24 protein-coding genes are annotated in these 26,995 nt (G+C 72.7%); 7 read left to right on the forward strand and 17 right to left on the reverse strand.

The window, feature by feature from the left end; genetic code table 11:
* Positions 1-98 precede the first annotated feature (98 nt).
* Positions 99-1,805: a glycerol-3-phosphate dehydrogenase/oxidase gene (locus ACFVYK_RS07185; protein ID WP_389769660.1), complete on the reverse strand. Its 1,707-nt coding sequence runs from the start codon at positions 1,803-1,805 to the stop codon at positions 99-101.
* Positions 1,806-2,200: 395 nt separating this feature from the next.
* On the opposite strand from ACFVYK_RS07185, the gene ACFVYK_RS07190 reads away from it, so the two are divergent.
* On the forward strand, positions 2,201-3,409 hold the full coding sequence (locus tag ACFVYK_RS07190) for a nucleotide sugar dehydrogenase (protein WP_389769662.1): 1,209 nt from the start codon (positions 2,201-2,203) through the stop codon (positions 3,407-3,409).
* A 174-nt stretch (positions 3,410-3,583) separates the two neighbouring features.
* Here ACFVYK_RS07190 and ACFVYK_RS07195 read toward each other — a convergent pair whose 3' ends face one another.
* The 4 genes from ACFVYK_RS07195 to ACFVYK_RS07210 form a co-directional block, all read right to left on the reverse strand.
* Positions 3,584-4,708 (reverse strand): GuaB3 family IMP dehydrogenase-related protein, encoded by a 1,125-nt coding sequence (locus ACFVYK_RS07195; RefSeq protein ID WP_389769664.1) that lies wholly within the window; start codon positions 4,706-4,708, stop codon positions 3,584-3,586.
* 115 nt (positions 4,709-4,823) lie between these two features.
* Positions 4,824-6,326 carry an IMP dehydrogenase gene (gene guaB, locus ACFVYK_RS07200; protein ID WP_389769666.1) on the reverse strand — a complete coding sequence of 501 codons (1,503 nt, stop codon included), beginning with the start codon at positions 6,324-6,326 and terminating at the stop codon, positions 4,824-4,826.
* Positions 6,327-6,481: 155 nt separating this feature from the next.
* A complete protein-coding gene (locus tag ACFVYK_RS07205; protein WP_329412790.1) occupies positions 6,482-7,069 on the reverse strand; it encodes a sigma-70 family RNA polymerase sigma factor in 588 nt (195 codons plus the stop codon).
* Positions 7,070-7,473: 404 nt separating this feature from the next.
* Complete coding sequence (locus ACFVYK_RS07210) at positions 7,474-8,085, reverse strand: response regulator transcription factor (protein ID WP_003948568.1); 612 nt, start codon at positions 8,083-8,085, stop codon at positions 7,474-7,476.
* Positions 8,086-8,464: 379 nt separating this feature from the next.
* Here ACFVYK_RS07210 and ACFVYK_RS07215 point away from each other — a divergent pair, with 379 nt between their 5' ends.
* A complete protein-coding gene (locus tag ACFVYK_RS07215) occupies positions 8,465-8,794 on the forward strand; it encodes a WhiB family transcriptional regulator (protein WP_389769669.1) in 330 nt (109 codons plus the stop codon).
* Positions 8,795-8,970: 176 nt separating this feature from the next.
* Here ACFVYK_RS07215 and ACFVYK_RS07220 read toward each other — a convergent pair whose 3' ends face one another.
* Positions 8,971-9,891, reverse strand: a complete 921-nt coding sequence (locus ACFVYK_RS07220) for a LysR family transcriptional regulator (protein WP_389769671.1) — start codon at positions 9,889-9,891, stop codon at positions 8,971-8,973.
* Between the two features lie 80 nt (positions 9,892-9,971).
* On the opposite strand from ACFVYK_RS07220, the gene ACFVYK_RS07225 reads away from it, so the two are divergent.
* The 3 genes from ACFVYK_RS07225 (at position 9,972) to ACFVYK_RS07235 (ending at position 12,308) form a co-directional block, all read left to right on the forward strand.
* The gene (locus tag ACFVYK_RS07225) at positions 9,972-10,640 is read left to right on the forward strand and encodes an MOSC domain-containing protein (protein ID WP_389769674.1); all 669 of its coding nucleotides are present in this window, start codon (positions 9,972-9,974) and stop codon (positions 10,638-10,640) included.
* Positions 10,641-10,737: 97 nt separating this feature from the next.
* Complete coding sequence (locus ACFVYK_RS07230; protein WP_389769676.1) at positions 10,738-11,511, forward strand: SDR family NAD(P)-dependent oxidoreductase; 774 nt, start codon at positions 10,738-10,740, stop codon at positions 11,509-11,511.
* Positions 11,512-11,600: 89 nt separating this feature from the next.
* Positions 11,601-12,308: an ester cyclase gene (locus ACFVYK_RS07235; RefSeq protein WP_389769679.1), complete on the forward strand. Its 708-nt coding sequence runs from the start codon at positions 11,601-11,603 to the stop codon at positions 12,306-12,308.
* Between the two features lie 102 nt (positions 12,309-12,410).
* Here the strand turns inward: ACFVYK_RS07235 and groL are convergent, their stop codons facing one another.
* The 4 genes from groL to ACFVYK_RS07255 all read right to left on the reverse strand — a co-directional run bounded on the left by groL (position 12,411) and on the right by ACFVYK_RS07255 (position 16,596).
* Complete coding sequence (groL, locus tag ACFVYK_RS07240) at positions 12,411-14,036, reverse strand: chaperonin GroEL (RefSeq protein WP_389769682.1); 1,626 nt, start codon at positions 14,034-14,036, stop codon at positions 12,411-12,413.
* 112 nt (positions 14,037-14,148) lie between these two features.
* A complete protein-coding gene (gene groES, locus ACFVYK_RS07245) occupies positions 14,149-14,457 on the reverse strand; it encodes a co-chaperone GroES (RefSeq protein WP_057584642.1) in 309 nt (102 codons plus the stop codon).
* A 214-nt stretch (positions 14,458-14,671) separates the two neighbouring features.
* Entirely contained in the window at positions 14,672-15,454 is a 783-nt protein-coding gene (locus ACFVYK_RS07250; RefSeq protein ID WP_389769927.1) for a polysaccharide deacetylase family protein, read from the reverse strand.
* A gap of 146 nt (positions 15,455-15,600) precedes the next feature.
* On the reverse strand, positions 15,601-16,596 hold the full coding sequence (locus tag ACFVYK_RS07255) for a polysaccharide deacetylase family protein (RefSeq protein ID WP_389769685.1): 996 nt from the start codon (positions 16,594-16,596) through the stop codon (positions 15,601-15,603).
* Between the two features lie 158 nt (positions 16,597-16,754).
* On the opposite strand from ACFVYK_RS07255, the gene ACFVYK_RS07260 reads away from it, so the two are divergent.
* The gene (locus ACFVYK_RS07260; protein WP_389769689.1) at positions 16,755-17,954 is read left to right on the forward strand and encodes a methyltransferase domain-containing protein; all 1,200 of its coding nucleotides are present in this window, start codon (positions 16,755-16,757) and stop codon (positions 17,952-17,954) included.
* 57 nt (positions 17,955-18,011) lie between these two features.
* Here ACFVYK_RS07260 and ACFVYK_RS07265 read toward each other — a convergent pair whose 3' ends face one another.
* From ACFVYK_RS07265 to ACFVYK_RS07280, 4 genes are all read right to left on the reverse strand, one after another.
* Positions 18,012-19,301, reverse strand: a complete 1,290-nt coding sequence (locus ACFVYK_RS07265; protein ID WP_389769692.1) for an RNA polymerase sigma factor — start codon at positions 19,299-19,301, stop codon at positions 18,012-18,014.
* A gap of 116 nt (positions 19,302-19,417) precedes the next feature.
* Positions 19,418-19,774 (reverse strand): YciI family protein, encoded by a 357-nt coding sequence (locus tag ACFVYK_RS07270; RefSeq protein WP_389769694.1) that lies wholly within the window; start codon positions 19,772-19,774, stop codon positions 19,418-19,420.
* A gap of 142 nt (positions 19,775-19,916) precedes the next feature.
* Entirely contained in the window at positions 19,917-21,281 is a 1,365-nt protein-coding gene (locus ACFVYK_RS07275; protein WP_389769697.1) for an endo-1,4-beta-xylanase, read from the reverse strand.
* Positions 21,282-21,395: 114 nt separating this feature from the next.
* Positions 21,396-22,454, reverse strand: a complete 1,059-nt coding sequence (locus tag ACFVYK_RS07280) for a LacI family DNA-binding transcriptional regulator (protein WP_389769699.1) — start codon at positions 22,452-22,454, stop codon at positions 21,396-21,398.
* Between the two features lie 161 nt (positions 22,455-22,615).
* Between ACFVYK_RS07280 and ACFVYK_RS07285 the strand changes: the two genes are divergently transcribed.
* Positions 22,616-24,925 (forward strand): glycoside hydrolase family 3 N-terminal domain-containing protein, encoded by a 2,310-nt coding sequence (locus tag ACFVYK_RS07285; protein ID WP_389769702.1) that lies wholly within the window; start codon positions 22,616-22,618, stop codon positions 24,923-24,925.
* A gap of 179 nt (positions 24,926-25,104) precedes the next feature.
* Here ACFVYK_RS07285 and ACFVYK_RS07290 read toward each other — a convergent pair whose 3' ends face one another.
* From ACFVYK_RS07290 to ACFVYK_RS07300, 3 genes are read right to left on the reverse strand one after another with little or no spacing between them, the layout of a single operon-like run.
* Positions 25,105-25,368 carry a hypothetical protein gene (locus ACFVYK_RS07290; protein WP_389769704.1) on the reverse strand — a complete coding sequence of 88 codons (264 nt, stop codon included), beginning with the start codon at positions 25,366-25,368 and terminating at the stop codon, positions 25,105-25,107.
* Positions 25,369-25,378: 10 nt separating this feature from the next.
* Complete coding sequence (gene tsaD / locus ACFVYK_RS07295; RefSeq protein WP_389769707.1) at positions 25,379-26,476, reverse strand: tRNA (adenosine(37)-N6)-threonylcarbamoyltransferase complex transferase subunit TsaD; 1,098 nt, start codon at positions 26,474-26,476, stop codon at positions 25,379-25,381.
* A complete protein-coding gene (locus ACFVYK_RS07300; RefSeq protein WP_389769930.1) occupies positions 26,469-26,987 on the reverse strand; it encodes a GNAT family N-acetyltransferase in 519 nt (172 codons plus the stop codon). The genes tsaD and ACFVYK_RS07300 overlap by 8 nt, the downstream gene beginning before the upstream one ends.
* Positions 26,988-26,995 lie beyond the last annotated feature (8 nt).

Below are 26,995 nucleotides of genomic sequence, written 5' to 3' on the forward strand. Positions count from 1 at the left end.
GGCCGGGGGCCGGGGGCCGGGTCAGGGCCGGGCCGGGTCAGGCCCGGGTCAGGGCCCGGGCGGGGCCGGGTCAGGCCCGGGTCAGGGGCCGGGCCGGGTCAGAGCGGCTCGATGTCCGGGGCTCCCAGCCGGGCGGCGTCCGCCGTCAGGTCGTCGGGCTGGCGCTGGGACTCGCGCTCGGCCTCGACCCGCTTCTCGTAGTGCTCGACCTCGCGCTCGACGCGTTCCTTGTCCCAGCCGAGGACCGGCGCCATCAGCTCGGCGGCCTCGCGGGCGCTGCGGGTGCCCCGGTCGAAGGTCTCGATGGAGATGCGTGTACGGCGCGTCAGCACGTCGTCCAGGTGCCGCGCGCCCTCGTGCGAGGCGGCGTAGACGATCTCGGCGCGCAGGTAGTCGTCGGCGGCCTGCAGCGGCTCGCCCAGCGACGGGTCCGCGGCGATGAGGTCCAGCACCTCCTCCGCCATCGACCCGAAACGGTTGAGCAGATGCTCGACCCGCACCACGTGCAGACCGGTGCGCGCCGCGATCCGCGCGCGTGCGTTCCACAGCGCCCGGTAGCCCTCCGCGCCCAGCAGGGGCACGTCCTCCGTGACGCAGTCGGCCACCCGCTGGTCGAGTCCGCGGACCGCCTCGTCGACGGCGTCCTTCGCCATCACCCGGTACGTCGTGTACTTGCCGCCCGCGACGACGACCAGCCCCGGCACCGGGTGGGCGACGGTGTGCTCGCGGGACAGTTTGCTGGTGGCGTCGGACTCGCCGGCCAGCAGCGGTCGCAGACCCGCGTAGACGCCCTCCACGTCGTCCCTGGTCAACGGCACCGCGAGCACCGAGTTCACATGTTCCAGGAGGTAGTCGATGTCGGCGCTGGAGGCGGCCGGGTGGGCCTTGTCGAGGTCCCAGTCGGTGTCGGTCGTGCCGACGATCCAGTGCCGGCCCCAGGGGATCACGAACAGCACCGACTTCTCGGTGCGCAGGATGAGCCCGGTGGAGGAGCTGATGCGGTCCCGGGGGACCACGAGGTGGATGCCCTTGGAGGCGCGGACGTGGAACTGGCCGCGTTCCCCGACCAGCGCCTGCGTGTCGTCGGTCCACACGCCGGTGGCGTTGACGACCTGCCGGGCGCGGACCTCGTACTCCCCGCCCGCCTCTAGGTCCTGGACCCGCGCGCCGACGACCCGTTCGCCCTCGCGCAGGAAGCCCGTCACCCGCGCGCGGTTGGCCGCCTTGGCCCCGTAGGCCACCGCGGTGCGCACCAGGGTGGCGACGAAACGGGCGTCGTCCATCTGGGCGTCGTAGTACTGCAGCGCTCCGACCAGCGCGTCCTTCTTCAACGCGGGAGCGACGCGCAGGGCGTGGCGGCGGGTCAGGTGACGGTGCGTCGGCAGGCCCCGGCCGTGCCCGCGGGCCATGGACATCGCGTCGTAGAGCGCGACGCCCGAGCCGGCGTACAGCCGCTCCCAGCCCTTGTGCTGGAGCGGGTACAGGAAGGGCACCGGTTTCACGAGGTGGGGGGCGAGCCGCTCCAGCAGCAGACCGCGTTCCTTGAGCGCCTCCCGCACGAGGGTGAAGTCCAGCATCTCCAGATAGCGCAGACCGCCGTGGATCAGCTTGCTCGACCTGCTCGACGTGCCCGACGCCCAGTCGCGTGCCTCGACCAGCCCTGTGGACAGGCCGCGCGTCACGGCGTCCAGGGCGGTGCCCGCGCCGACCACGCCGCTGCCCACCACCAGCACGTCCAGTTCGCGCTCGGCCATGGCCGCCAGTGACTCTGCTCGTTGTGCCGGCCCCAGTGTCGCTGTCCTCACCGCTGCCTCCCGCTGTCGCTCGCGCCGGCCGCGCCCTGTCAGGACGAGACCCGGTCCGTATCCCCCATGCCCAAATTCTGACCTTGTTGTCCGACATCAGCCACTACTCGCCCCCAGCCTGTGGACAACTCCCACGGAGCCCGGAACCGGCCTGCCGGGAAACGCCGCTGCTCAAGCCGCCGTCCACGCCGCCGCTCGCCCAGGCCGCGGGGGCCGCGAAAGAATCAGGCCCCGGGGCCGGCCCGTGCGACCGGGCGACACAGCCGACCCAACACAGTCGATCAATGCCGCATAACGGTCATATTTACTCCTAGTCTGACATTGCGCTCGTCCATCCTGTCCACCGGGCTTGCGCACCTGTCCCACCTCGGTTACTGGGAAGGACGGCATACGCCATGCCCGCAGATCTCGCCGTCATCGGACTCGGCCCGCTCGGCCTGCCCCTGGCCCAGGCCGCCGTGGCCGCCGGCATGCCCACCATCGGCTACCGCACCGGCCCCGAGGCCGGCTCCCTCAGCCCCGCCGAACTGCGCCGGATGCTCTCGGGGGGTTTCCGGCCCGCCACCGACCCGGCCGAGCTGGGCCGGGTGCGGACGGCCGTCATCTGCGCCCCGACCCCGCGCGACGCGGACGGCGGACTCGACCTGAGCCAGGTGGAGGCGGCCGCCCGCACCCTCGCCGGACACCTGCGCCCGCACACCACCGTGATCCTGGAGTCACCCGTGTACCCCGGGGCTACGGAGGGATTCCTGCGGCCGCTGCTGGAGGAGACGTCGGGCCTGCGCGCGGGCCGCGACTTCCACCTCGCCTACTCCCCCAGCCGGGTCGACCCCGGCAGCCGCGCCTTCACTCCGGCGAACACCCCGAAGGTCATCGGCGGCCTCACCCCCGCCTGCACCGAGTCCGCCGCCGCCTTCTACGGCCGCCTCACCGACAAGGTGGTACGCGCGCGGGGCCTGCGCGAAGCCGAGACCGTGCAGCTCCTGGAGACCAACTTCCGGCACGTCAACATCGCCCTCGTCAACGAGATGGCCGTCCTCTGCCACGACCTGGGCGTCGACCTGTGGGACGTCGTCCGCTGCGCCGAGACCAAGCCCTTCGGCTTCGAGGCCTTCCGCCCCGGCCCCGGCGTCGGCGGCCACTCCGTCGCCCTGGACCGCACCGGCCATCCCGGTAGCCCCCTGCGCATGGTCGAGCTCGCCCAGCAGGTCAACAGCCGCATGCCCCGCTACGTCGTCCAGCGCGCCGCCGCCCTCCTCAACGAGCACGGCAAATCGGCCCGGGGCGCGCGGGTGCTCCTGCTCGGCGTCACCTACAAACCGGACCTCGCCGACCAGCAGAACTCCCCCGCGCACGAGATCGCCGTCCGCCTGATGGAGCTGGGCGCGGCCGTCAGCTACAACGATCCGCACGTCCCGTCGTGGAGCGTCCTGGACCGTCCGGTCCCCCGCGCCGACTCCCTCTACGAGGCGGCCGCCGACGCCGACCTGACGATCCTCCTCCAGCAGCACCGCACCTACGACCTGCAGGGCCTGTCGGTGAAGGCACAACTGCTGCTGGACACGCGCGGGGCCACGCCCACGGGGGCGGCGCACCGGTTGTGAGCCCGGGCGCACGCGGCCGGGCCGGGGCCGGTGGCGTGCGCCCACGCCCCGGCGACGCAGGAAACAGGCGGAGCCCGCACCCGGTCCGCCCGACCGCGCCGGGGCACACCGAAGGGGCCGGTCGTCTCGACGTGAGACGGCCGGCCCCTTTCGCGGTTCTGCGGGGTGTCGGCGTCAGCGGCGGTGCACCGAGTCCGCCACCGTGACCTCGACCCGCTGGAACTCCTTGAGCTCGCTGTAGCCGGTGGTGGCCATGGCGCGGCGCAGGGCGCCGAAGAAGTTCATCGAGCCGTCGGGCGTGTGCGACGGGCCCATGAGGACCTCCTCGATGGTCCCGACCGTGCCGAGGTCGACCTTCTTGCCGCGCGGCAGCTCCTCGTTGACGGCCTCCATGCCCCAGTGGTGGCCACGGCCCGGCGCGTCGGTCGCCCGGGCGAGCGGGGAGCCCATCATCACCGAGTCGGCGCCGCAGGCGATCGCCTTGGGCAGGTCGCCGGACCAGCCGACGCCGCCGTCCGCGATCACGTGCACGTAGCGGCCGCCGGACTCGTCCATGTAGTCGCGGCGGGCGGCGGCCACGTCGGCGACCGCCGTCGCCATCGGGACCTGGATGCCCAGCACGTTGCGCGTGGTGTGCGCCGCGCCGCCGCCGAAGCCGACCAGGACGCCCGCCGCGCCCGTGCGCATCAGGTGCAGGGCCGCCGTGTAGGTGGCGCAGCCGCCGACGATCACCGGGACGTCGAGTTCGTAGATGAACTGCTTCAGGTTCAGCGGTTCGTGCGAGCCGGAGACGTGCTCCGCCGAGACGGTCGTACCGCGGATGACGAAGATGTCCACGCCCGCGTCGACGACGGCCTTGGAGAACTCGGCCGTGCGCTGCGGGGACAGCGCGGCCGCGGTGACCACGCCCGAGTCGCGCACCTCCTTGATGCGCTGCCCGATCAGCTCCTCCTTGACGGGAGCGGCGTAGATCTCCTGGAGACGACGGGTGGCCGCCTCCACGGGCAGGCCCACGATCTCGTCGAGCAGCGGCTGCGGGTCCTCGTGCCGGGTCCACAGGCCTTCGAGGTTCAGGACGCCCAGGCCGCCCAGCTCGCCGATGCGGATCGCGGTGGCCGGGGAGACGACCGAGTCCATGGGAGCCGCCAGGAAGGGCAGCTCGAAGCGGTAGGCGTCGATCTGCCAGGCGATCGAGACCTCCTTCGGGTCCCGCGTACGGCGGCTGGGGACGACGGCGATGTCGTCGAAGGCGTACGCCCGGCGGCCGCGCTTGCCGCGCCCGATCTCGATCTCAGTCACGTGTGTGGCCTTTCCCTGATGCGTTCAGCGTCTTCCAGTATCGCCGACGGGTACGACAAGGGCGGCCCCGGTTCGTCCGGGACCGCCCTCACGGTGTCGCACGCGCGCGTGGCGCCTACTTGCTGCTGTAGTTCGGCGCCTCGACCGTCATCTGGATGTCGTGCGGGTGGCTCTCCTTGAGCCCCGCGGAGGTGATCCGCACGAAGCGGCCCTTGCTCTCCATCTCCTCGATGGTGGCGGCGCCCACGTAGCCCATGGTCTGGCGCAGACCGCCGACGAGCTGGTGCAGCACGTTGCCGAGCGGGCCGCGGTAGGGAACCTGGCCCTCGATGCCCTCGGGCACGAGCTTGTCGTCCGCCGCGACCTCCGCCTGGAAGTAGCGGTCCTTGGAGTACGACCGGGCCTGGCCGCGGGACTGCATGGCGCCGAGCGAGCCCATGCCGCGGTAGGACTTGAACTGCTTGCCGTTGATGAACTGCAGCTCGCCCGGCGACTCCTCGCAGCCCGCGAGGAGGCTGCCCAGCATCACCGTGTCGGCGCCGGCGGCGAGCGCCTTGCCGATGTCGCCGGAGTACTGCAGGCCGCCGTCGCCGATCAGCGGGATGCCCGCCGGACGGGCCGCGAGGGACGCCTCGTAGATGGCGGTGACCTGCGGGACGCCGATGCCGGCGACCACGCGCGTGGTGCAGATCGAGCCGGGCCCGACGCCGACCTTGATGCCGTCGACGCCGGCGTCGATCAGGGCCTGAGCGCCGTCGCGGGTGGCGACGTTGCCGCCGATCACGTCGACGCGCACGCTGGACTTGATCTTCGCCATCCAGCTCAGGGCGTTGCTGTTGTGGCCGTGGGACGTGTCCACGACCAGGAAGTCCACGCCGGCCTCGGCGAGGGCCTGGGCGCGCTCCAGCGCCTCGGGGCTCGCGCCGACCGCCGCGCCGACGAGCAGCCGGCCCTCGGCGTCCTTGGCGGCCCGGGGGTACTTCTCGGCCTTGACGAAGTCCTTGACCGTGATGAGGCCCTTGAGGACGCCCGCCTCGTCGACCAGGGGAAGCTTCTCGATCTTGTGCCGGCGCAGCAGCTCCATGGCCTCGACGCCGGAGATGCCCACCGTGCCGGTGACCAGCGGCATCGGGGTCATGACCTCGCGCACCTGGCGGGAGCGGTCGGACTCGAAGGCCATGTCGCGGTTGGTGACGATGCCGAGCAGCTTGCCGCCGCCGTCGGTGACCGGCACACCGCTGATGCGGAACTTGGCGCACAGGGCGTCGGCCTCGCCCAGCGTCGCGTCCGGGTGCACCGTGATCGGGTCGGTGACCATGCCGGACTCGGAGCGCTTGACCAGGTCGACCTGGTTGACCTGGTCCTCGACGGAGAGGTTGCGGTGGAGCACGCCCACGCCGCCCTGGCGGGCCATCGCGATCGCCATGCGGGACTCGGTCACCTTGTCCATGGCCGCCGACAGCAGCGGGATGTTGACCCGCACGTTGCGGGAGATGCGGGACGAGGTGTCGACCGCGTTGGGGAGCACCTCGGATGCGCCCGGCAGCAGCAGCACGTCGTCGTAGGTCAGCCCGAGGGTCGCGAATTTGGCGGGCACTCCGTCGACGTTGGCAGTCATGACACCTTCCCCAAATGGCCTTGATCGGTGCGGATGTCCATGCTAACGGGAAGCGCACCGCCCGAATTCCACGGTCGCGCAGGACTCCGGGCTTCGTAGGTTCGTACGGACGCGAGGGCGGGGCTGTTCACCGGAGGCGCGGCCACCGGGATTCGTCACTGCTCGGCGAGTGCCCGCAGCCTGCTGAGCGCCCGGTGCTGGGCCACCCGGACCGCTCCGGGTGACATTCCCAACATCTGGCCGGTCTCCTCGGCCGTGAGGCCGACCGCGATGCGCAGCAGGAGCAGTTCCCGCTGGTTCTCGGGCAGGTTGGCCATGAGCTTCTTCGCCCACTCGGCGTCGCTGCTCAGGAGCGCCCGCTCTTCGGGGCCGAGCGAGTCGTCCGGCCGTTCGGGCATCTCGTCGGACGGAACCGCCGTCGAACCCGGATGGCGCATCGCGGCCCGCTGCAGGTCGGCGACCTTGTGGGCGGCGATGGCGAAGACGAAGGCCTCGAAGGGCCTGCCGGTGTCCCGGTAGCGGGGCAGGGCGAGCAGGACGGCGACGCAGACCTCCTGGGCGAGGTCCTCCACGAAGTGGCGGGCGTCCCCGGGCAGCCGGGACAGCCGGGTGCGGCAGTAGCGCAGGGCCAGCGGATGGACGTGGGCCAGCAGGTCGTGCGTGGCCTGCTCGTCGCCGTCCACCGCGCGATGGACGAGTCCCCCGATCGTCCCCACGGCAGTGACCGCCTCGTCATCGCGCATCGGTCCATGGTGCACTGCGGCCGGACCGGCCGCGGCACCGTGCCCGTCGTTGTGCACCGAAGCGTTATGAGCAGGTGCGCCGGCACTCATCCCCTGCGCCCTCCCCTTCCGCTCGACCGACTCGTCCCCGAGGAACTCCACACCTCAAGGATGCGGCATCCGCGGCGAAACGAGCAGCGGGCGCCCGCCGGGACCCTGTGCCGCTCGTGCCCGCGGTGCGGCGCCAGGAGGGCTCTGGCGGCCTTCGCACCGCCTCTGAGCAGGGAGGTTCACCCATGAGCCCGCTCTCCTCGATGAATGACCGATGTCACCCTGAACCGGTGCGGTCCACCGGACGACCCGGGCCCGTCCTGCCCCGGACCGGTCCGGGGCCGCGGGCCGGACGGGCGGCGAGGACGACGGCCCTAGCGGACCAGTCCCCACCGGAAGCCGAGCGCCACGGCGTGCGCGCGGTCCGAGGCGCCGAGCTTCTTGAACAGCCGCCGGGCGTGCGTCTTGACGGTGTCCTCGGAGAGGAACAGCTCACGGCCGATCTCCGCGTTGGAGCGGCCGTGGCTCATGCCCTCGAGGACCTGGATCTCCCGCGCGGTGAGCGTGGGGGCCGCGCCCATCTCGGCCGAGCGCAGCCGGCGCGGGGCGAGCCGCCAGGTCGGGTCGGCGAGCGCCTGGGTGACGGTCGCGCGCAGTTCCGCGCGCGAGGCGTCCTTGTGCAGGTAGCCGCGGGCGCCGGCGGCGACCGCGAGAGCGACGCCGTCGAGGTCCTCGGCGACGGTCAGCATGATGATGCGCGCCCCGGGGTCGGCGGACAGCAGTCGCCGTACGGTCTCGACGCCGCCCAGGCCGGGCATGCGTACATCCATCAGAATCAGGTCCGAGCGGTCGGCGCCCCAGCGGCGGAGCACTTCCTCGCCGTTGGCCGCCGTGGTCACGCGCTCGACGCCGGGCACGGTCGCGACCGCGCGGCGGAGCGCCTCTCGGGCAAGCGGGGAGTCGTCGCAGACGAGGACGGAAGTCATGGCCGCCCTCCGCAGCTGATGCGCGTCACCTTGTGCCTCCAGGCTGGTACGAATCGTCACCTGTGCGGTCGACCGTCTCGGACGCCTGCCCGAGCGTTTGTGTTTTCAACCGCCACCGCACTCTCAACGACGGTCACTCGAAAGAGTTACGGGGCTGCGTGCATTCTTCGGCACTCTACGTGAGGGGCCGGACACAGATGAGTCAGCCACACGGACCCTCAAGCTTTCACCACAACCCATGCCCCATTTGGCCCTATTTCTTCCCTTTTACTGGTGTCTGAGGCTAGATTCGCAATGAGTCATATTTTCATCTCCTTAGATCGTAGTTGTACGGTCGTGGGCACCGTATCCGCTCAGAACGGCTACAAGGGGTCACGCAATGGCAGATTTCTCCCGCCTTCCCGGACCGAACGCGGACCTGTGGGACTGGCAGCTTCTGGCCGCCTGCCGCGGAGTGGACAGCTCGCTCTTCTTCCATCCTGAGGGCGAGCGCGGGGCGGCTCGGAGCGCTCGAGAGAACTCGGCGAAGGAGGTCTGCATGAGGTGCCCGGTCCGCGCGCAGTGCGCGGCGCACGCCCTGGCGGTTCGCGAGCCGTACGGGGTGTGGGGCGGGTTGACCGAGGACGAGCGCGAGGAGCTCATGGGGCGGGCGCGCAACCGCCTGGTGTCGGCGTCGTCAGGCGCGGGAGACACCGCTTCGAACAAATGAAGGAACGTTTCTGCGAAAACAGCCGGACATACGGCTGACCGCAAGCGACTGAGGCGGAGGGCACACGCGCGTGCTCTCCGTTTTTCGGTGCCGCGACCTCGGCCTCTCCGTTTTTCGGTGCCGCGACCTCGGCGCTCTCGCGTGCCGCGACGTCCGCGCCGGGGCGGTCTTCCCGTTCAGCGCCGGGCGGCGCGTCCCAGTTGTTCCAGCGTCGCCGTCACCGCCGGCACCTGGGCCAGGTCGGGCAGGGTGAGCGCGACGATCTCCCGCCGCACCGCCGGTTCCAGCGCGACCGCGCGGGCGCCCCGGGGCCGCACCGACTCGATGGCGAGCTGGGGCAGGACGGCGACGCCGAGACCGGCGCCCACCAGGCCGACCACCGCCGGGTAGTCGTCGGTCGCGAAGTCGATGCGGGGCGTGAAGCCGGCGCGCTCGCACACCTGCACCAACTGACCGCGGCAGCGCGGGCAGCCGGCGATCCACGGCTCGCCGGCGAGATCGTCGATGGCGACGGACGCCGCGCGGGCCAGGGGGTGCCGCTCGGGCACGAGCGCGACCAGACGGTCCGTCAGCAGCGGGCGCACGACCAGGTCGTCCCACTCACCCGCGCCGGAGCCCGCGACGGCGCCGTCGCCCGTGGCGCGCTCGTAGCGGAAGGCCAGCGCGATGTCGCAGTCGCCCTCCCGGAGCAGCTCGACCGAGCGCGGCGGCTCGGCCTCCTCCAGGGAGACCCGGGTGCCGGGGTGCGCGGCCCGCAGGGCGGCGAGGGCGGTGGGCACGAGGGTGGAGCTGCCGCTGGGGAACGAGACCAGGCGGACCCGGCCGGCGCGCAGCCCCGCGATCGCGGCGACCTCCTCCTCGGCGGCCGTCAGCCCGGACAGGATCCCGGCCGCGTGCCGGACGAGGGCCTCGCCCGCCTGGGTCAGCCGGGTCTCGCGGCCGCTGCGGACCAGCAGGGGCGTGCCCACGGACGCCTCCAGGGCCTTCATCTGCTGGCTGACGGCGGGCTGGGTGCAGCCCAGTTCCCGCCCGGCCGCCGAGAAGGAGCCGGTTGCGGACACGGCGCGCAGCACGCGGAGATGACGGGCCTCGATCATGCGTCGAGCATAAGGGACCCTTGGATGGCAGGGCGAATAATGCGTCGACACTTTGACCCCGGGTCGCCTACCGTGCCGCCATGAGGCTTCTGTCTGTCAATCTCGGCCGCCCCGAGGCCGTCCCGTACACCGGTCAGCCGCAGGGACTGACCGGGATCGACAAGCGGCCGGTCGAGGGGCCCGTGCGGGTCTCGGCGCCCGGCCCCAAGGGGGTCGGAGCGAGCGGTCTGGCCGGTGACGCGGTGTGCGAGCTGCGCCATCACGGCGGCGACGACCAGGCGGTGTACGCCTTCGCGCGCGAGGACCTCGACGCGTGGGAGCGCGAGTTGGGGCGGCCCCTGAACAACGGCGTGTTCGGCGAGAACCTCACCACCGCGGGCCTCGACGTCTCGGGCGCGCGGATCGGCGAGCGCTGGCGGATCGGCCCCGACGTGGTGCTGGAGGTGAGCGCCGGGCGGATACCGTGCCTCACCTTCCAGGGACATCTGGGTGAGAAGCAGTGGGTGAAGCGGTTCACGCGGAAGGCGGCGACGGGCGCGTACCTCCGGGTGATCGTGCCGGGCGAGGTCCGGGCGGGGGACGCGGTGGAGATCGTCCACCTGCCGGACCACGACGTGACGGCCCGCATGCAGTTCCAGGCCGTCACCACGCACCGCGAGCTGCTGCCCCGGCTGCTCGCGGCCGGCGAGGCCCTGCATCCGGAGTCGCTGGCCGCGGCCCGGAAGTACGTGGCGGAGCACGGCGCCTGAGCCGTCCTCGCGTCGGCGGACGCTCACGGGGCCTTCACCTTCGGGAGGCCGCGTGCAGAGAACGGACCCCCGCACTCCGGGTCACTAACCTTGCGCCATGACAACGGCTCTCATTACGGGTTCGACCGCGGGCATCGGCGCCGCGTTCGCGCGCAGACTGGCGGCGGACGGGCATGATCTCGTCCTCGTGGCACGGGACACCAAGCGGCTGCGCGAGCAGGCGACCGAGTTGCACGACCGGCACGGCATCGAGGCGGAGGTGCTGACCGCGGACCTCGCCACGGACGAGGGCATCGAGGCGGTGGCCGCTCGTCTCGGGGACCGTAAGAAGGCCGTCGACCTGCTGGTCAACAACGCCGGCTTCGGCAACAAGGGCCGCTATCTCGACGTGTCCATGGCAGACGAGCTGAAGATGCTCAAGGTGCACTGCGAGGCGGTGCTGCGGCTGACGTCCGCGGCGACGGCGGCGATGCGCGAGCGCGGGCGCGGCGGGGTCGTCAACGTGGCGTCCGTGGCGGCCTTCGTGCCGCGCGGGACCTACGGGGCCTCCAAGGCCTGGGTCGTGCAGTTCACGCAGGGCGCCGCCAAGGACCTGGCCGGCAGCGGGGTGCGGCTGATGGCGCTGTGCCCGGGCTTCGTGCGCACGGAGTTCCACGAGCGGGCCGGGATGGGCACGGACAACATCCCGGGCTGGATGTGGCTGGACGCCGACAAGCTGGTCGCGGCGGCGCTGCACGACCTGGCGCGCGGGAAGTCGCTGTCGATTCCCGACCCGCGCTACAAGGCGCTGATGGGTCTGGTGAAGCTGACCCCCCGGTCGCTGCTGGGCGGGATCAGCTCGCGGACGGGTCGCAAGTACGGGCCGCAGTGACGGGTGCGGCGGTGAACGGGTGACGTGGGCGCTCCGGTGGGAAGATGGGCGGGACGGGACCGGGACCCAGGGGGGTCGGAGGCGGCGTCATGACGTTCGTACAGCTCATCGACTGCAGGACCGACCGGTTCGACGAGATGGACCGGCTGATGGACACATGGGTCGAGCAGACCCGGGGGAAGCGGACCGCGACCCACGCGGTCGTCGCCCGGGACCGCTCCGACGGCTCGCACTTCATCGAGATCGTGGAGTTCCCGTCGTACGAGGAGGCGATGCGCAACTCCCACCTCCCGGAGACCGGCAAGGTCTTCCGGGAGCTGGTCGCCCTGTGCGAGGAGATGCCGACCTTCACGGACCTCGACGTCGTGCGGGACGAGCAGTTGTCCGCGCGGACGGCACGGCTGTTCTTCGAAACGGTCGGCATGCGGGGCGACCTGCCGCCGCTCGACGGGCTGATCGCCGAGGAGTACCACGACCACGATCCGGCCAACCCGCAGGACACCATGGGGATGGACGCGATGCGGCGGGAGATCGAGGCGTGGCGCGGCGGCTTCGACTTCGCCTTCACGCTCGACGACCAGATCGCCCAGGGCGACCGGGTGTGCAACCGGTGGACCTGGCGCGGCACGCACCGGGGCGACTTCATGGGGATCCCGGCCACCGGCCGGCAGGTCGCCATGACCGGGACGACCGTCTTCCGCTGCCGGGACGACGGGAAGATCGTCGAGGCCTGGTGGCAGTACGACCGGCTCGGGCTGATGGATCAGCTGGGTGCGCTGGACGCGCTGGAGCAGTAGCGGGCCGGCGGCCGCGGCGGCGGCGGCGCACGCACGCCGAAGCCCGGCGCCGCTTGTCAGCGGGGCGCCGGGCCTCGGTACTGCCGTGGGTACCGACCTGGGTCAGTGGGAGTGCCCGTGGGAGTGGCCGCCGGCGGCCGGCTCCTCCTCTTCCTTCTTCTCGACGACGAGGGTCTCGGTCGTCAGGAGGAGGGAGGCGATGGAGGCGGCGTTCTCCAGGGCGGAGCGGGTGACCTTGACCGGGTCGATGACGCCGGCCTTGACCAGGTCGCCGTACTCGCCGGTGGCGGCGTTGAAGCCCTGGCCCTTGTCGAGCTCGGCCACCTTGGCGGTGATGACGTAGCCCTCGAGGCCCGCGTTCTCGGCGATCCAGCGCAGCGGCTCGACGACGGCGCGGCGCACGACGGCGACGCCGGTGGCCTCGTCGCCGGTCTTGCCCAGGCCGCCCTCCAGCACCTTGGCGGCGTGGACCAGAGCGGAACCGCCACCGGAGACGATGCCCTCCTCGACCGCGGCGCGGGTCGCGGAGATGGCGTCCTCCAGACGGTGCTTCTTCTCCTTCAGCTCCACCTCGGTGGCGGCGCCGACCTTGATCACGCACACGCCGCCGGCCAGCTTCGCGAGGCGCTCCTGGAGCTTCTCGCGGTCCCAGTCGGAGTCGGTGTTCTCGATCTCGGCCTTGATCTGGGCGATGCGGCCCACGACGTCACCGGAGTTGCCGCCGCCGTCGACGATGGTGGTGTCGTCCTTGGTGACGGTGACGCGGCGGGCGGAGCCGAGCACGTCGATGCCGACCTGGTCGAGCTTGAGGCCGACCTCCTCGGAGATGACGGTGGCGCCGGTGAGGACGGCCATGTCCTGCAGCATCGCCTTGCGGCGGTCGCCGAAGCCCGGGGCCTTGACCGCGACCGCGTTGAAGGTGCCGCGGATCTTGTTGACGACGAGGGTGGAGAGCGCCTCGCCCTCCAGGTCCTCGGCGATGATCAGCAGCGGCTTGGAGGAGTTGGTCTGGATGACCTTCTCCAGCAGCGGCAGCAGGTCAGCGATCGAGGAGATCTTGCCCTGGTTGATGAGGATGTAGGGGTCCTCCAGGACGGCCTCCATGCGCTCCTGGTCCGTCACGAAGTACGGCGACAGGTAGCCCTTGTCGAAGGCCATGCCCTCGGTGAAGTCCAGCTCCAGACCGAAGGTGTTGGACTCCTCGACGGTGATGACACCGTCCTTGCCGACCTTGTCCATCGCCTCGGCGATGAGCTCGCCGACCTGCTGGTCCTGGGCGGACAGCGCGGCGACGGCCGCGATGTCGGACTTCTCGTCGATGGGGCGGGCGGTGGCCAGCAGCTCCTCGGAGACGGCCTTGACGGCGGCGTCGATGCCCTTCTTCAGGGCGGCCGGAGAGGCGCCGGCGGCTACGTTCTTGAGGCCCTCGCGCACGAGCGCCTGCGCGAGCACGGTGGCGGTGGTCGTACCGTCGCCCGCGATGTCGTTGGTCTTGGTCGCCACCTCCTTCACGAGCTGGGCGCCGAGGTTCTCGTACGGGTCCTCGAGCTCCACCTCACGGGCGATGGTGACGCCGTCGTTGGTGATGGTCGGGGCACCGAACTTCTTGTCGATGACGACGTTGCGGCCCTTGGGGCCGATCGTCACCTTGACGGTGTCGGCAAGCTTGTTGACGCCGCGCTCAAGGGCGCGACGGGCGTCCTCGTCGAACTTCAGGATCTTCGCCATGGGAGCGGTTCAGCCCTCTCGGAAAGCGTGGGAGAAACGAACTGCGCCCCCAGCGCCCGGCTGCACAAAGTAGCGGGGGCCAGGGGCGCAGTTCACTGCAAAACTGGGTGAATTACTTCTCGATGATCGCGAGCACGTCGCGAGCCGAGAGGACGAGGAACTCCTCGCCGTTGTACTTCACCTCGGTGCCGCCGTACTTGCTGTACAGGACGACATCGCCGACCTTGACGTCGAGCGGCAGGCGCTCGCCGTTCTCGAAGCGGCCCGGGCCCACGGCGAGGACGGCGCCCTCCTGGGGCTTCTCCTTCGCGGTGTCCGGGATGACCAGGCCAGAGGCGGTGGTCTGCTCGGCGTCGAGCGGCTGGACCACAATGCGGTCCTCGAGCGGCTTGATGGCAACCTTGGAGCTGGTGGTCGTCACGATCCGACCTCCCCCTTCGGAGATCTCACGGGGTTAACTGTCTGAGGTGGCGACCAGGTGGATCCGTCGTCGCGGGTGCCGGACCTGCCCGTCGCTGTGTTGGCACTCTCCAGTGGTGAGTGCCAGAGCTGAGACTATGACCGCGGTTAGCACTCGGTCAAGCGGAGTGCCAATGCGCGCGGCGCGTCGGCCACATTTTCCGCCGGGGGCGCCCTCAGACGTAGTCCTCCAGGCGGCCCACCGTCAGGCCCTGCCGCTGCAGCCCGCGCAGCAGACGTGCCGTGCGCTCGCGCAGGGCCGAGCCCGTCGGCTCGTCCGGGGCCACGGCGACGATGTCGCCGGGGCTGAGGCGGTGCGGGCCGTACGGGTAGGCGAGCTGGGTGGGGCCCATGGCGGCGCGCCAGCGGACGAGGGCGGTGATGCCGCAGTCGGCGGCGGCGCGCCGGGTGGTGGCGTCGTAGGCGCCGTAGGGCGGACGGAAGAGGCGGGGGCGCAGGCCGAACCGGGATCGGAGCTTGTCCTGCTGGCCGCAGATCTCGGCGCGCTGGCCGGCGTAGGGCAGACCGCGCAGGACCGGGTGGTCCAGGGTGTGGTTCTGGATGCTCGCGCCGACCGACTGCAGCCGGGCGAACTGCGCGTAGCCCGGGCCGACCACGCTGTCGGTGAGGAACATGCTGACCGGCAGGCGCAGTTCGCGGACCATGTCGACGAAGCGCGGGTCGCGTTCCGCCCCGTCGTCGTAGGTGAGGAAGACGACCCTGTCGGTGGTCGGGACGTGGTCGAGGACCGGCGGGAGACCCGTTCCCGGGCTGCCCGGCAGGACGCGGGCGGGATGGGTCGGCGCGGGGGCCGGCGGGGCCGTCAGCCCCCAGCGGAGGTAGGGGGCGGGGGCGGGCTCGTGGACCCGCGCGGCCGCCTTCCGGCCCAGGCGTTCGATCGGGTCGACGGACTGGGCGCAACCGGTCAGGGCCGCCAGGATCAGCAGGACGGCCGTCAGTCCGCGTGTCCCCGGTCCCCACGCCCGCGGTCCCCCGGTCCCCGGTCCCCACGCCTGCGGTCCCTCCGCCCACGGTCCCCCGGTCCCCGGTCCCCACGCCCGCGGTCCCTCCGCCCACGGTCCCCCGGTCCCCGGTCCCCACGCCCTCACAGGTAGTCCTCCAGCCGGGCCACCGCGTAGCCCTTCGCCGTGACCTTGTCCAGGAAGCGGCGCACCATGTCGGGCATCGTGCCCTTCCACTCGCTCCGGCCGCGGAAATGGGTCAGGACGATGTCGCCGGGGTGGAGGTCCCGGTCCGTCTCCCGGTACTCCCAGTGGTCGACGAACACCTCCTCGTCCCAGAGCGGGGCGTAGCGCACGCCGCACGTCTTCGCGGCGCGCAGGGTGTTTTGGTCGTAGTTGCCGAACGGGGGCCGGAAGAGGGCCGGACGGTGGCCGTAGTGCTCGCGGAGCACCTCCTGCATGCCGCAGATCTCGCGCTTCTGCCGGGCGTAGGAGAGGGCGGGCAGGTAGGGGTGGTGGAGGGTGTGGTTGTTCAGGGTCACCCCCAGGTCCCGCATCTTCTTGAAGTAGCCGTAGTCGTCCTTGATCAGGAAGTCGCTGAGGAAGGCGGTGTACGGGATCTTCAGCTCGCTCATCATGCGCAGGAACGCCGGGTCCTTCTCGGCGCCGTCGTCCACGGTGAGGAAGACGACCCTGTCCTCGGTCGGGATCGTCGTGAAGACCGGCGGCAGGCCGAGTTCCTCGTGGTCGTCGACCTCGAAGCCCTTACGGGTGGTGATCTCCGGCTTGTGCGCGGGCGGCGCCGGGGGCGTCAGCGGGACCTTCCCCAGACCCCAGCGCCGCGCCGTGGCGACCCGGGCCCGCTGGGCGGCGCGCAGCCGGTCGGCGTACGCGTGCAGGGCGCGGGCGGGCGGCGCTTCCGGGAGCGCGGCCTTCTCGGGCTGCTGGCCCGGGGCGGGGCGGATCGACCCGCGGGCGCCGCCGCCCGCGCAGCCCGAGGCGAGGGCGGCCAGCGCGAGGACGACGATCGCGCCGCGGATCCCGGCGCGTCCACGGCCGCGCCGGATGCCCGTGAGCCCACGGCGGCGCGGCCGGTGAGAACAGCCGCGCCGGTCATCATCTTGTACGACAGGTCCCATGGCGCCGGATCCTCGCAGTCACCGTCCCGGAAGCCGGACCGACACCGCCGCCGGACGCACACCATCCACCGACTGGCCCACACGGACCGCCGACGGCTCCCGCCCGGCCGGCGGAGCCCCCTGACGGGCGCGGCGGGCCGCTGGCCGACAATGAGGGGGTGAACGTCCTTGCTCCGCTGCTCACGGCCGAGGGCCGCGCCCTCCTCGACGCGGTGCGCGGCACCGCCCCCGCCGACGAACTCGCCGTCGCCACCCGGCTGCGCCGCGAGCACCCCGCCGACCTGGTGTCGGCGGCCATCGGCCAGGCCAGGCTGCGGCAACGGGCGGCGGTGAAGTTCGGCGCCGGGGACGCGGACCGGATGTTCTTCACGCCCGACGGCGTGGAGCAGTCGACCCGGGCGAGCGTCGCCGGATACCGGGCCGGGCGGATGAGGGCGCTCGGCGTGACCTCCGTCGCCGACCTGTGCTGCGGGATCGGCGGCGACGCGATCGCGCTCGCCCGCGCCGGGATCCGGGTGCTGGCCGTGGACCGGGACCCGGTCACCGCGGCGGCGGCGCGCGCGAACGCCGACGCGCTGGGGCTGAGCGAGCTGATCGAGGTGCGCGAGGCGGACGTCACCGAGGTGGACACCGGCGGCTACGACGCCGTGTTCGTCGATCCGGCGCGCCGGGGCGGACGCGGACGCGTCTTCGACCCCGAGGGCTACTCGCCGCCGCTGTCCTGGGCGGTCGGCGCCGCGCTCGCCGCGCCCCGCGCCGCCCTGAAGATCGCGCCCGGCGTGCCGCACGAGGCGATCCCGGCCGAGGCCGAGGCCGAGTGGATCTCGGACGGCGGAGACGTGAAGGAGGCGGTGCTGTGGTTCGGGACCGGCGAGCCGGGCGCCGTCCGGGCGACCCTCCTGCCGGGACCGCGGACGCTGCTCGGCGTCGGTCTGCCCGATCCGCGCGTGCGGCCGGTCGGACGGTACCTGTACGAGCCCGACGGCGCGGTCGTGCGGGCCCATCTGGTCGCCGACGTGGCCCGGCAGGTCGACGGCGGGCTGATCGACGAGACCATCGCCTACGTCACCGCAGACGCCCTGCGGCCGTCCCCGTACGCCACCGCCTACGAGATCACCGACGAACTGCCCTTCAACGTCAAGAAGTTGAAGGCCCTGTTGCGCGAACGCGGGGTCGGGATCCTGACCGTGAAGAAGCGGGGGTCGGCGGTGGAGCCGGAGGAACTGCGCAGGAAGGCGCTCCCCAAGGACCGCGGGCCGCACTCGGCGACCGTCTTCCTGACCCGGGTGGCGGGGGCGCCGACGATGCTCCTCGGCGCCCCCGCCGCACCGGCCGCCCCTGCCGGTGGAGCGTCCTGAGCGACGCCAGGGAAGAACCGGGGCACGGGCGAACGGACAAGGATCGCGAGTTCCCGCTCATCCTCCGCAGTCCGCCGCTCGGGCCCGCAGCAGCTCCCGCTCGCGCGCGTTGCCCGTCAGCCCGGCCGCCCGCTCGAACTCGGCCCTGGCCTGCGCCGGCCGGCCCAGGCGCAGCAGCAGATCGCCGCGGACGCTGGGCAGCAGGTGGTACGCGCGCAGCGAGGGCTCGTCGGTGAGGCCGTCGACGATCTCCAGCGCGGGTCCGGGGCCCTCGGTCATCGACACGGCCACGGCGCGGTTGAGTTCCACGACCGGGGAGGGGGCGCGGGCGGCCAGCAGCCCGTACAGGGTGGCGATGGCCGCCCAGTCGGTGTCCTCGTAGTCCGGCGCGTGCGCGTGGCAGGCGGCCACGGCGGCCTGGAGGGCGTAGGGGCCGGGGGCCGCGGCGGCCGTTGCGCCGGCCCGGTCCAGGGCGGCGATGCCCCGGGCCACGAGCCTCCGGTCCCAGCGGCGGCGGTCCTGGTCCCTCAGCAGGACGGGCGTGCCGTCGGCGGCGGTGCGGGCGGGGGTGCGGGACGCCTGGAACTCCAGGAGCGCGGCCAGCGCGTGGACCTCGGACTCGTTCGGCATCAGGGCGGCCAGCTGCCGGGCCAGCCGCAGCGCGTCCTCGCACAGCGCGGGACGCAGCCAGTCGTCGCCGGCGGTGGCCGCGTACCCCTCGTTGAAGATCAGGTAGATCACGTCCAGGACCGAGCCCAGCCGGGCCTCACGGTCGGGCCCGTACGGCACCTCGAAAGCGACGTTCCTGGTGGCCAGCGTCTTCTTCGCGCGGACGATGCGCTGGGCGACCGTCGGTTCGGGGACCAGGAAGGCGCGGGCGATCTCGGGTGTGGTCAGGCCGCCGAGCAGGCGCAGGGTGAGGGCGGTGCGGGCCTCGGCCGACAGCACCGGATGGCAGGCGGTGAAGACGAGCCTGAGCAGGTCGTCGTCGATGTCGTCGGCGTCGGCGGGCTCCTCGGGCGGCGCGGTCGTCGTCGGCTGGTCGCGGCCCATCTCCCGCAGTTTCCGGGCGTAGTTCTCGCGGCGGCGGACCAGGTCGACGGCCCGGTGCCGGGCGGCGGCCGTGAGCCAGGCGCCGGGACTGTCCGGCACGCCGTCGCGCGGCCACTGCTCCAGCGCCGCCACCAGCGCGTCCTGCGCCAGCTCCTCCGCGATGCCGACGTCGCGCACGACACGGGCGACGACCGCGACGACCCGGGGGTACTCCAGCCGGAAGACGGTCTCGATGGCGACACGGGGATCCGGGACCGGCCGGCCGTCCGGGGCCGCACGGTGATGTCCGTCCACGGCGGGCGGGGGGTCCGAGGGGGGCGGGGGGTCCGGGAGGGGCGGGGGGTTCGAGGGGGGCTGTCGTTCCACAACCCCCCATCGAACACCCGCGGCGCGCCGGGGCCAAGGAAGGCTCAGCCCTCCGCGATCTCCCGCACCTCGCAGGTCACCGTCCAGAAGTCCTCGTGGACCTTCACGAACCGCTTCGCCCACTCGACGGCCTCTGCCCGGTCCTTGCACTGCATGATCGCGTAGCCGCCGACGGCCTCCTTGGACTCGGTGAAGGGGCCGTCGGTGACGGAGACCTTCCCGCCCTCGTAGCGCACCCGGGCGCCCTGCTCGGTCGGGGTCAGCCCGGCGGTCTCCAGCATCACGCCGGCCTTGGTGATCTCCTCGATCAGCTCCCCCATGCGCTGCATCAGCTCGGGGCTGGGGCCCTCGGCGGGCACGTTGTTCTCGTCGATCCGCACGAGCGACAGGTAACGGGGCATGGTGACTCCTCAGGTCCTACGAGCCGGGTTTCTTCCCGGCCTCACCCCTGCGTCGAACGGGAGCGGGCCGGATCGACACCCTTCCCGGAACTGTTTCGTCCCCCGGGTTCCGCCCGGCTCGGCCCCGACTTCAGCCCCGACTTCAGCCCAGCGTCACCGTCGGCGCCGGGTTGCTCCCGCTCCAGTTCGCGTTGAACCCGAAGCTCACCGAACCGCCGTCCGGGACCGTCCCGTTGTACGAGGCGTTCACGCAGGTCACGGCCGCCCCCGACTGGGTGCAGCCGGCGTTCCAGGCCTGGGTGATCTGCTGGCCGGCGCCGTATGTCCAGGTCGTCTTCCAGGACGACAGCGAGGCGCCCGAACAGGAGATCGTCACAGTGCCGGTGAACCCGGTGTTCCACTGGCTTCCCACGCTGTACACCGCCTTGCACCCGCCGGTCGGCGGCGGCGTGGTCGTGCCGCCGAGCGCCTCGGAGATGCCGTGATAGGCCGGTTTGGGCGTGTAGTTGCCGTCGTACGGCGTCGCCGCGCCCTCTCCGGGGAAGGTGCTCTCCACCCACGAGTCGGAGTCGGTGAAGCCCCAGACGGTGAGGTTCACACAGCGCGCGACGGCGACGCAGGCGGCGGTGACCGCCTGGTAGTCGTCCTTCTGCCGGGCGAGCTTGGCGCTGTCCGAGGGCAGCGTCATCCTGATGTCCAGCTCGGTGATCGCCACGTCGACGCCGAGGTCGGCGAAGCGCTGGATGTTCTGCTGGAGGGTGGCGGGCACCTGTCCGAGGACGAGGTGCGCCTGCAGGCCGACCCCGTCGATGGGGACTCCCCGCTCCTTCAGCGACTTGACGAGGTTGTACAGGGCGGTCGACTTCGCGTTGACGCCCTCGACGTTGTAGTCGTTGACGTAGAGCTTCGCGGCCGGGTCGGCGGCCCGCGCCCAGGTCAGGGCGTTGGCGATGTAGTCGGCGCCGAGGCCGTCGTACCAGAGGGTCGAGCGGTAGGTGCCGTCCTCGTTGAAGGGCTCGTTGACGACGTCCCAGGCGGCGATCTTCCCCTTGTACCGGCCGACCTCGGTGTCGATGTGGTTGTGCAGCAGAGTGCCGAGCTGGGCGGAGGTCCAGCTGCCGTTGGTGAGCCAGCCGGGGTTCTGGTTGTGCCAGACCAGGGTGTGGCCGCGCACCTGCTGGCCGTGCGCCTGCGCGAAGGCGACGATCTGGTCGGCCTCGGCCCAGTTGAACGCGCCCCGGGACGGCTCCACCGAGCCCCATTTCATGGCGTTGCCCGGGGTCAGCGAGGAGAACTGCGCCGCGGCGACCTCGCCGTAGGCGCCGGTGAGCTTGGAGCCCGTGACCGCGGTGCCGACGACCTTGCCGCGGGCGGCGGCGAGGTCGCGCAGCGGGGCGTCCGCCGCGTGGGACGCGGGGGCCGCGACGAGCAGGGCCGCGGCGGCGGCCACCCCGGTGAGCAGGGCGGCCGTCCGGGTGATCGGGCGGGAGGTTCTGGAGGATCTCATGGCGGGTGCCTCCGAAAGTTTCGGTCGTTCAACCGATTGACTTCGGAGGAGTGTGGGGGTGTGCGCCACACCCGTCAATACGTCGGCTTCCGGCCACGCCCGGCCGACGGGCCCCTACACGGCCGGCGGCGCCCCGGTGCTCGTGCGCACCACCAGGCTGGTCGCCAGCTCCACACGGGTGGCGGTCGGCGCCTCCCGCGACGTCGACCGCGCCAGTTCGAGGACCAGCCGGGCGGCCGCCTCGGCCATCTCCGTGAGCGGCTGCCGCACGGTCGTCAGCGGCGGCCCCACCCAGCGGGCCACCGGCAGATCGTCGAAGCCGACCACGCTGACGTCCTCCGGGATGCGCAGCCCGAGCTCACGCGCGGCCTCGTAGCAGCCCAGGGCCTGGAGGTCGTTGCCGGCGAACACCGCGGTGGGCCGGTCGGGGCGGTCGAGAAGCTCGCGGCCGAGCCGGTAGCCGGTCTCGTGGTGGAAGTCGCCGGTCTTGATCAGCGCCTGGTCGACCGGCAGACCGGCCGTCTCCAGGGCGGCCCGGTAGCCGTCGATCCGGGCCCGGCTGCACATCATCTGCGGCGGGCCGCTGATCGCCCCGATCCGGCGGTGGCCCAGCTCGACCAGATGCCGGGTGGCGGCGAGACCGCCCTGCCAGTTGGTCGCGCCGATGGACGGCACGTCGGCGCCCGGGTCGCCGGCCGGGTCCATCACCACGAACGGGATGGACCGGCTGGTCAGCAGCGCCCGCTGGGACTCGTCGAGCCCGGACAGCACCAGCACGACGCCGTGCGGGCGGCGGGCGGCGACCTGGTCCGCCCAGGTCCGGCCGGGGGTGAGCCGCCCCGCGCTCTCGCTCAGCACCACGCTCAGGCCGGCGTCCCGGGCCACGTTCTCCACGCCCCGGATGACCTCCATCGCCCAGGCGCTCTCCAGCTCGTGGAAGACCAGGTCGATCAGCGGCGAGCGGGTGGCCTCGGCCCGGCGGCGCCGGTAGCCGTGGGCGCGCAGCAAGTCCTCGACGCGGGTGCGCGTGGCGGGGGCCACGTCGGCGCGGCCGTTGAGGACCTTCGAAACAGTCGGTGCCGACACACCGGCCTCACGGGCGATCTCCGCGAGGGTCGCGGTCTGCGTCGGCCGCGCTTCTGTCCGCGTTTCCACGTGCTCCGAGGGTGTCATGGCGGCGATCGTATCGCCACGGGACCTCTTGACGAACCTGGTAGGACGCCATAGGTTCCCGGAACATTCGAGATACAGATCGAAACATTCGCACAACGCTCGTACAGGATCTCCGGATTCGCTGGCCCTCTGGTGGCTCACCGGCCTCTGACAGGAGTTTCATGACCACCGCCCCCTGGCGTGACCCCGCCCTGCCCGCCGCCGCCCGCGTCGACGACCTCCTCTCCCGGATGACCCTGGAGGAGAAGACCGCCCAGCTGTACGGCGTGTGGGTGGGCGCCGCGACGGACGGCGACGGAGTCGCCCCCCACCAGCACGACATGGCCGCCGGCCCGGCCGACGACTACGACGAGCTGATCACCCGCGGGCTCGGCCAGCTGACCCGGTCCTTCGGCACCGCCCCCGTGGACCCCGCGCTCGGCGCCCGCGCCCTGGCCCTGGCCCAGCGGCGGATCGCCGCCGCCGGCCGCTTCGGCATCCCGGCGGTCGCCCACGAGGAGTGCCTGGCCGGCTTCACCGCCTGGCGGGCCACCGCCTACCCGGTGCCGCTGGCCTGGGGCGCGGCCTTCGACCCGCCGCTGGTGGAGGAGATGGGCCGGGCGATCGGCCGCGACCTGCGCGCGGTCGGCGTCCACCAGGGTCTGGCTCCCGTGCTGGACGTCGTCCGCGACCCGCGCTGGGGACGGGTCGAGGAGACGATCGGCGAGGACCCGTACCTGGTCGGCACGGTCGGCACGGCCTACGTCCGCGGACTGGAGTCCGCCGGGATCGTCGCCACCCTCAAGCACTTCGCCGGATACGCCTCCTCGGCGGGGGCCCGCAACCTGGCCCCCGTGCGCGCGGGCACCCGCGAGTTCGCCGACGTCACCCTGCCGCCGTTCGAGATGGCGCTGCGCGAGGGCGGCGCCCGCTCGGTGATGGCGGCCTACACCGAACGCGACGGCGTCCCGGCCTCCGCCGACCCCGAGCTGCTGACCCGCCTCCTGCGCGAGGAGTGGGGCTTCACCGGCACGGTCGTCGCCGACTACTTCGGCATCGGCTTCCTGCAGACCCTGCACCGGGTGGCCGGCACCCGCGCGCAGACGGCCGGCCTCGCCCTGACGGCCGGCGTCGACGTCGAGCTGCCCACGGTGCAGTACTACGGCGCGTCGCTGGTCACGGCCGTCCGGGCGGGCGAGGTCGGGGAGGACTTGGTGGACCGGGCGGCCCGCCGGGTCCTGCTCCAGAAGTGCGAACTGGGCCTGCTCGACGAGGACTGGCGGGCCGAGGCGTCCGAGACGGTCGACCTCGACCCGGCGGCGAACCGCGTGCTGGCCCGCCGGCTCGCGGAGGAGTCGGTGGTGCTGCTCGACAATCCCGACGGTCTGCTGCCCCTGGCGCCCGACACCCGGATCGCGGTCGTCGGCCCGCGGGCGGCGGACGCCCTGGCGATGCTCGGCTGCTACTCCTTCCCCTCCCACGTCCTCCCGCACCACCCCGAGGTGGAGACGGGCATCGAGATCCCGACTCTGCTGGAGTCGCTGCGGGCCGAACTCCCCGACGCGAAGGTGACGTTCACGGAAGGGTGCGGGGTCTCCGACCCGGACCCGTCCGGCTTCACGGAGGCCGTCGCGCGCGCGGCGGAGGCGGACGTGTGCGTGGCCGTCCTCGGCGACCGGGCCGGCCTGTTCGGCCGGGGCACCTCGGGCGAGGGCTGCGACGTGGCCGACCTCAGCCTGCCGGGCGTCCAGGGCGAGCTGCTGGACGCCCTGGTGGCGACGGGCGTTCCGGTCGTCCTCGTCCTGCTCACCGGCCGCCCGTACGCGCTGGGCCGCTGGCACGGACGGCTGGGGGCGGTCGTCCAGGCGTTCTTCCCGGGCGAGGAGGGCGGTCCGGCGGTGGCGGGCGTCCTGTCGGGCCGGGTGAACCCCTCGGGCCGCCTCCCGGTGAGCGTGCCGCGCGTGCCGGGCGGCCAGCCCTGGACCTACCTCCAGCCGCCGCTGGGCCTGGCGGGCGAGGTCAGCAGCCTGGACCCGACCCCGCTGTACCCCTTCGGCCACGGCCGCTCGTACACGGCGTTCGTCTGGGAGGACTTCACCGGCCCCGACGCGGAGATCGCGACGGACGGCTCGTACGACGTGGCCGTCACCGTCCGCAACACCGGCGACCGGGCGGGCGCGGAGGTCGTGCAGCTGTACCTACACGACCCGGTGGCGAGCGTGACCCGGCCCGACGTCCGGCTGATCGGCTACCGCCGGCTGGAGCTGGCGGCGGGCGAGTCGGCCCGGGTCGCGTTCCGCTTCCACGCCGACCTGTCGGCGTTCACCGACCGTGCGGGCCGGCGGATCGTCGAACCGGGAGCGCTGGAGCTGCGGTTGGGGGCGTCCAGCGCGGACGTGCGGGAGGTGGCCCGGGTGCGGCTGGACGGACCGGTGCGCGAGGTGGGCGTCGAGCGGCGGCTGCACTGCGAGGTGAACGTGCTGCGCGACTGAGGTGCGGACGCGAGTTCACGCGCAGGCCGGAAAGCCCTCCTCTCCGCTCCACCGCCCGCATCCGGCCATCACGCGGCGCGTGCACGGCTGCCCGGCGTCGCCGTGGCCGCCGCCCCGGCGGCCGGGGGGCGGTCACCGCCGCCGGGCGCCGCCGCAACGCGCCGCGTCACGCGTCGTCGTCACGCGTCGTCGTCCACCGGCTCGAATCGCCACCGGTGGACCGGTCGGGTCACCAACCCGGCGTCGGGTTCCGGGAGTTCGGGGAGTCCGGTGTCGTCGTACCCGGCGTCCCACCAGGTGATCACCAGCACCCGGTCCTGCGGGCCCCGGAAGGTCTCCCGGCGCCGGGGCCGTGGCGTCAGTTCCCGGGCCCGCGCCCAGGCCAGCAGTTCCCCGCCCCGGCCGGGGACCGCCCGGGCCTCCCACATCAGCGCGACGCTCACCGCGTGATCCTCATGAGTACAGGTTGTCCTTGGCGGTCTCGTGCACATGGTCGTGATCGTGCGGGCGGCCCGGCACGTGCGGCTCCGTCACCGGCAGCGAGGAGTCCGCCGACAGGTCCCAGGCGGACGCCGCCCGCCCCCGGGCCACCATCTCCGCGCCGAGCGCCGCCACCATCGCGCCGTTGTCCGTGCACAGCTTGGGACGCGGCACGCGCAGCCGGATGCCGGCCGCCTCGCAGCGCTCCTGGGCCAGGGCCCGCAGCCGGGTGTTCGCGGCCACGCCGCCGCCGATCATCAGGTGGTCGACGCCCTCGTCCTTGCAGGCCCGAACGGCCTTGCGGGTCAGGACGTCGACGACCGCCTCCTGGAAGGAGGCCGCCACGTCCCGCACCGGCACCTCCTCGCCCGCCGCCCGCTTCGCCTCGATCCAGCGGGCCACCGACGTCTTCAGCCCGGAGAAGGAGAAGTCGTACGCCGGGTCGCGCGGGCCGGTGAGACCGCGCGGGAACGCGATGGCCGTCGGGTCGCCCTCGCGGGCGTAGCGGTCGATGACCGGGCCGCCCGGGAAGCCCAGGTTCAGCACCCGGGCGATCTTGTCGAACGCCTCGCCCGCCGCGTCGTCGATGGTCGCGCCCATCGGGCGGACGTCGGAGGTGATGTCGGTGGACAGCAGCAGCGAGGAGTGGCCGCCGGACACCAGCAGGGCCATCGTCGGCTCGGGCAGCGCGCCGTGCTCCAGCTGGTCGACGCAGATGTGCGAGGCGAGGTGGTTCACGCCGTAGAGGGGCTTGCCGAGGGCGTAGGCGTACGCCTTCGCGGCCGAGACGCCGACCAGCAGCGCGCCGGCGAGGCCGGGGCCGGCCGTGACCGCGATGCCGTCGAGGTCCCTCGGGCTCACTCCCGCTTCCTTCAGCGCCCGGTCGATGGTGGGGACCATCGCCTCCAGGTGGGCCCGGGAGGCCACCTCGGGCACGACGCCGCCGAAGCGGGCGTGCTCGTCGACGCTGGAGGCGATCGCGTCGGCCAGCAGGGTCGTGCCGCGCACGACGCCGACGCCGGTCTCGTCGCAGGAGGTCTCGATCCCCAGAACGAGGGGTTCGTCAGCCATGGGTCTCGGTTCCTTGTGTTCCGGCTACGGATTTCGTCGGGTCGGTCAGGCGCATCACCAGGGCGTCCACGTTCCCCGGCTGGTAGTAGCCGCGGCGGAAGCCGATGGCCTCGAAGCCGAAGCGCTCGTAGAGCTTCTGGGCGCGGACGTTGTCGATCCGGCACTCCAGCATGACCTCGGCGCACTCGAACGCGGTCGCCGCGCGCAGCAGTTCCGTCAGCAGCCGGCCGCCGAGGCCGGTGCCCCAGTGGTCGCGGGCGACGGCGATGGTCTGGACGTCGGCGAGGTCCCCCGCGGCGGCCAGACCGGCGTACCCGACGATCCGCTCGCCGTCGGTGTCGCCGTCGCTCCCGCCGGCGTCGCGCCGGTCGACGGCGACGACGTAGCGCCGGGTCGCCTCGGGGCCGCGGGCGTGGGCCAGGTCGGACCAGAACATGCCCCGCGACCAGGCGTCCTCGGGAAAGAGGTCCTTCTCCAGTTCCAGCACGCGCTCGATGTCCCACCAGCGCATCTCGCGCA

The organism is Streptomyces sp. NPDC058291 (genome assembly GCF_042880855.1).
GTDB lineage: Bacteria > Actinomycetota > Actinomycetes > Streptomycetales > Streptomycetaceae > Streptomyces.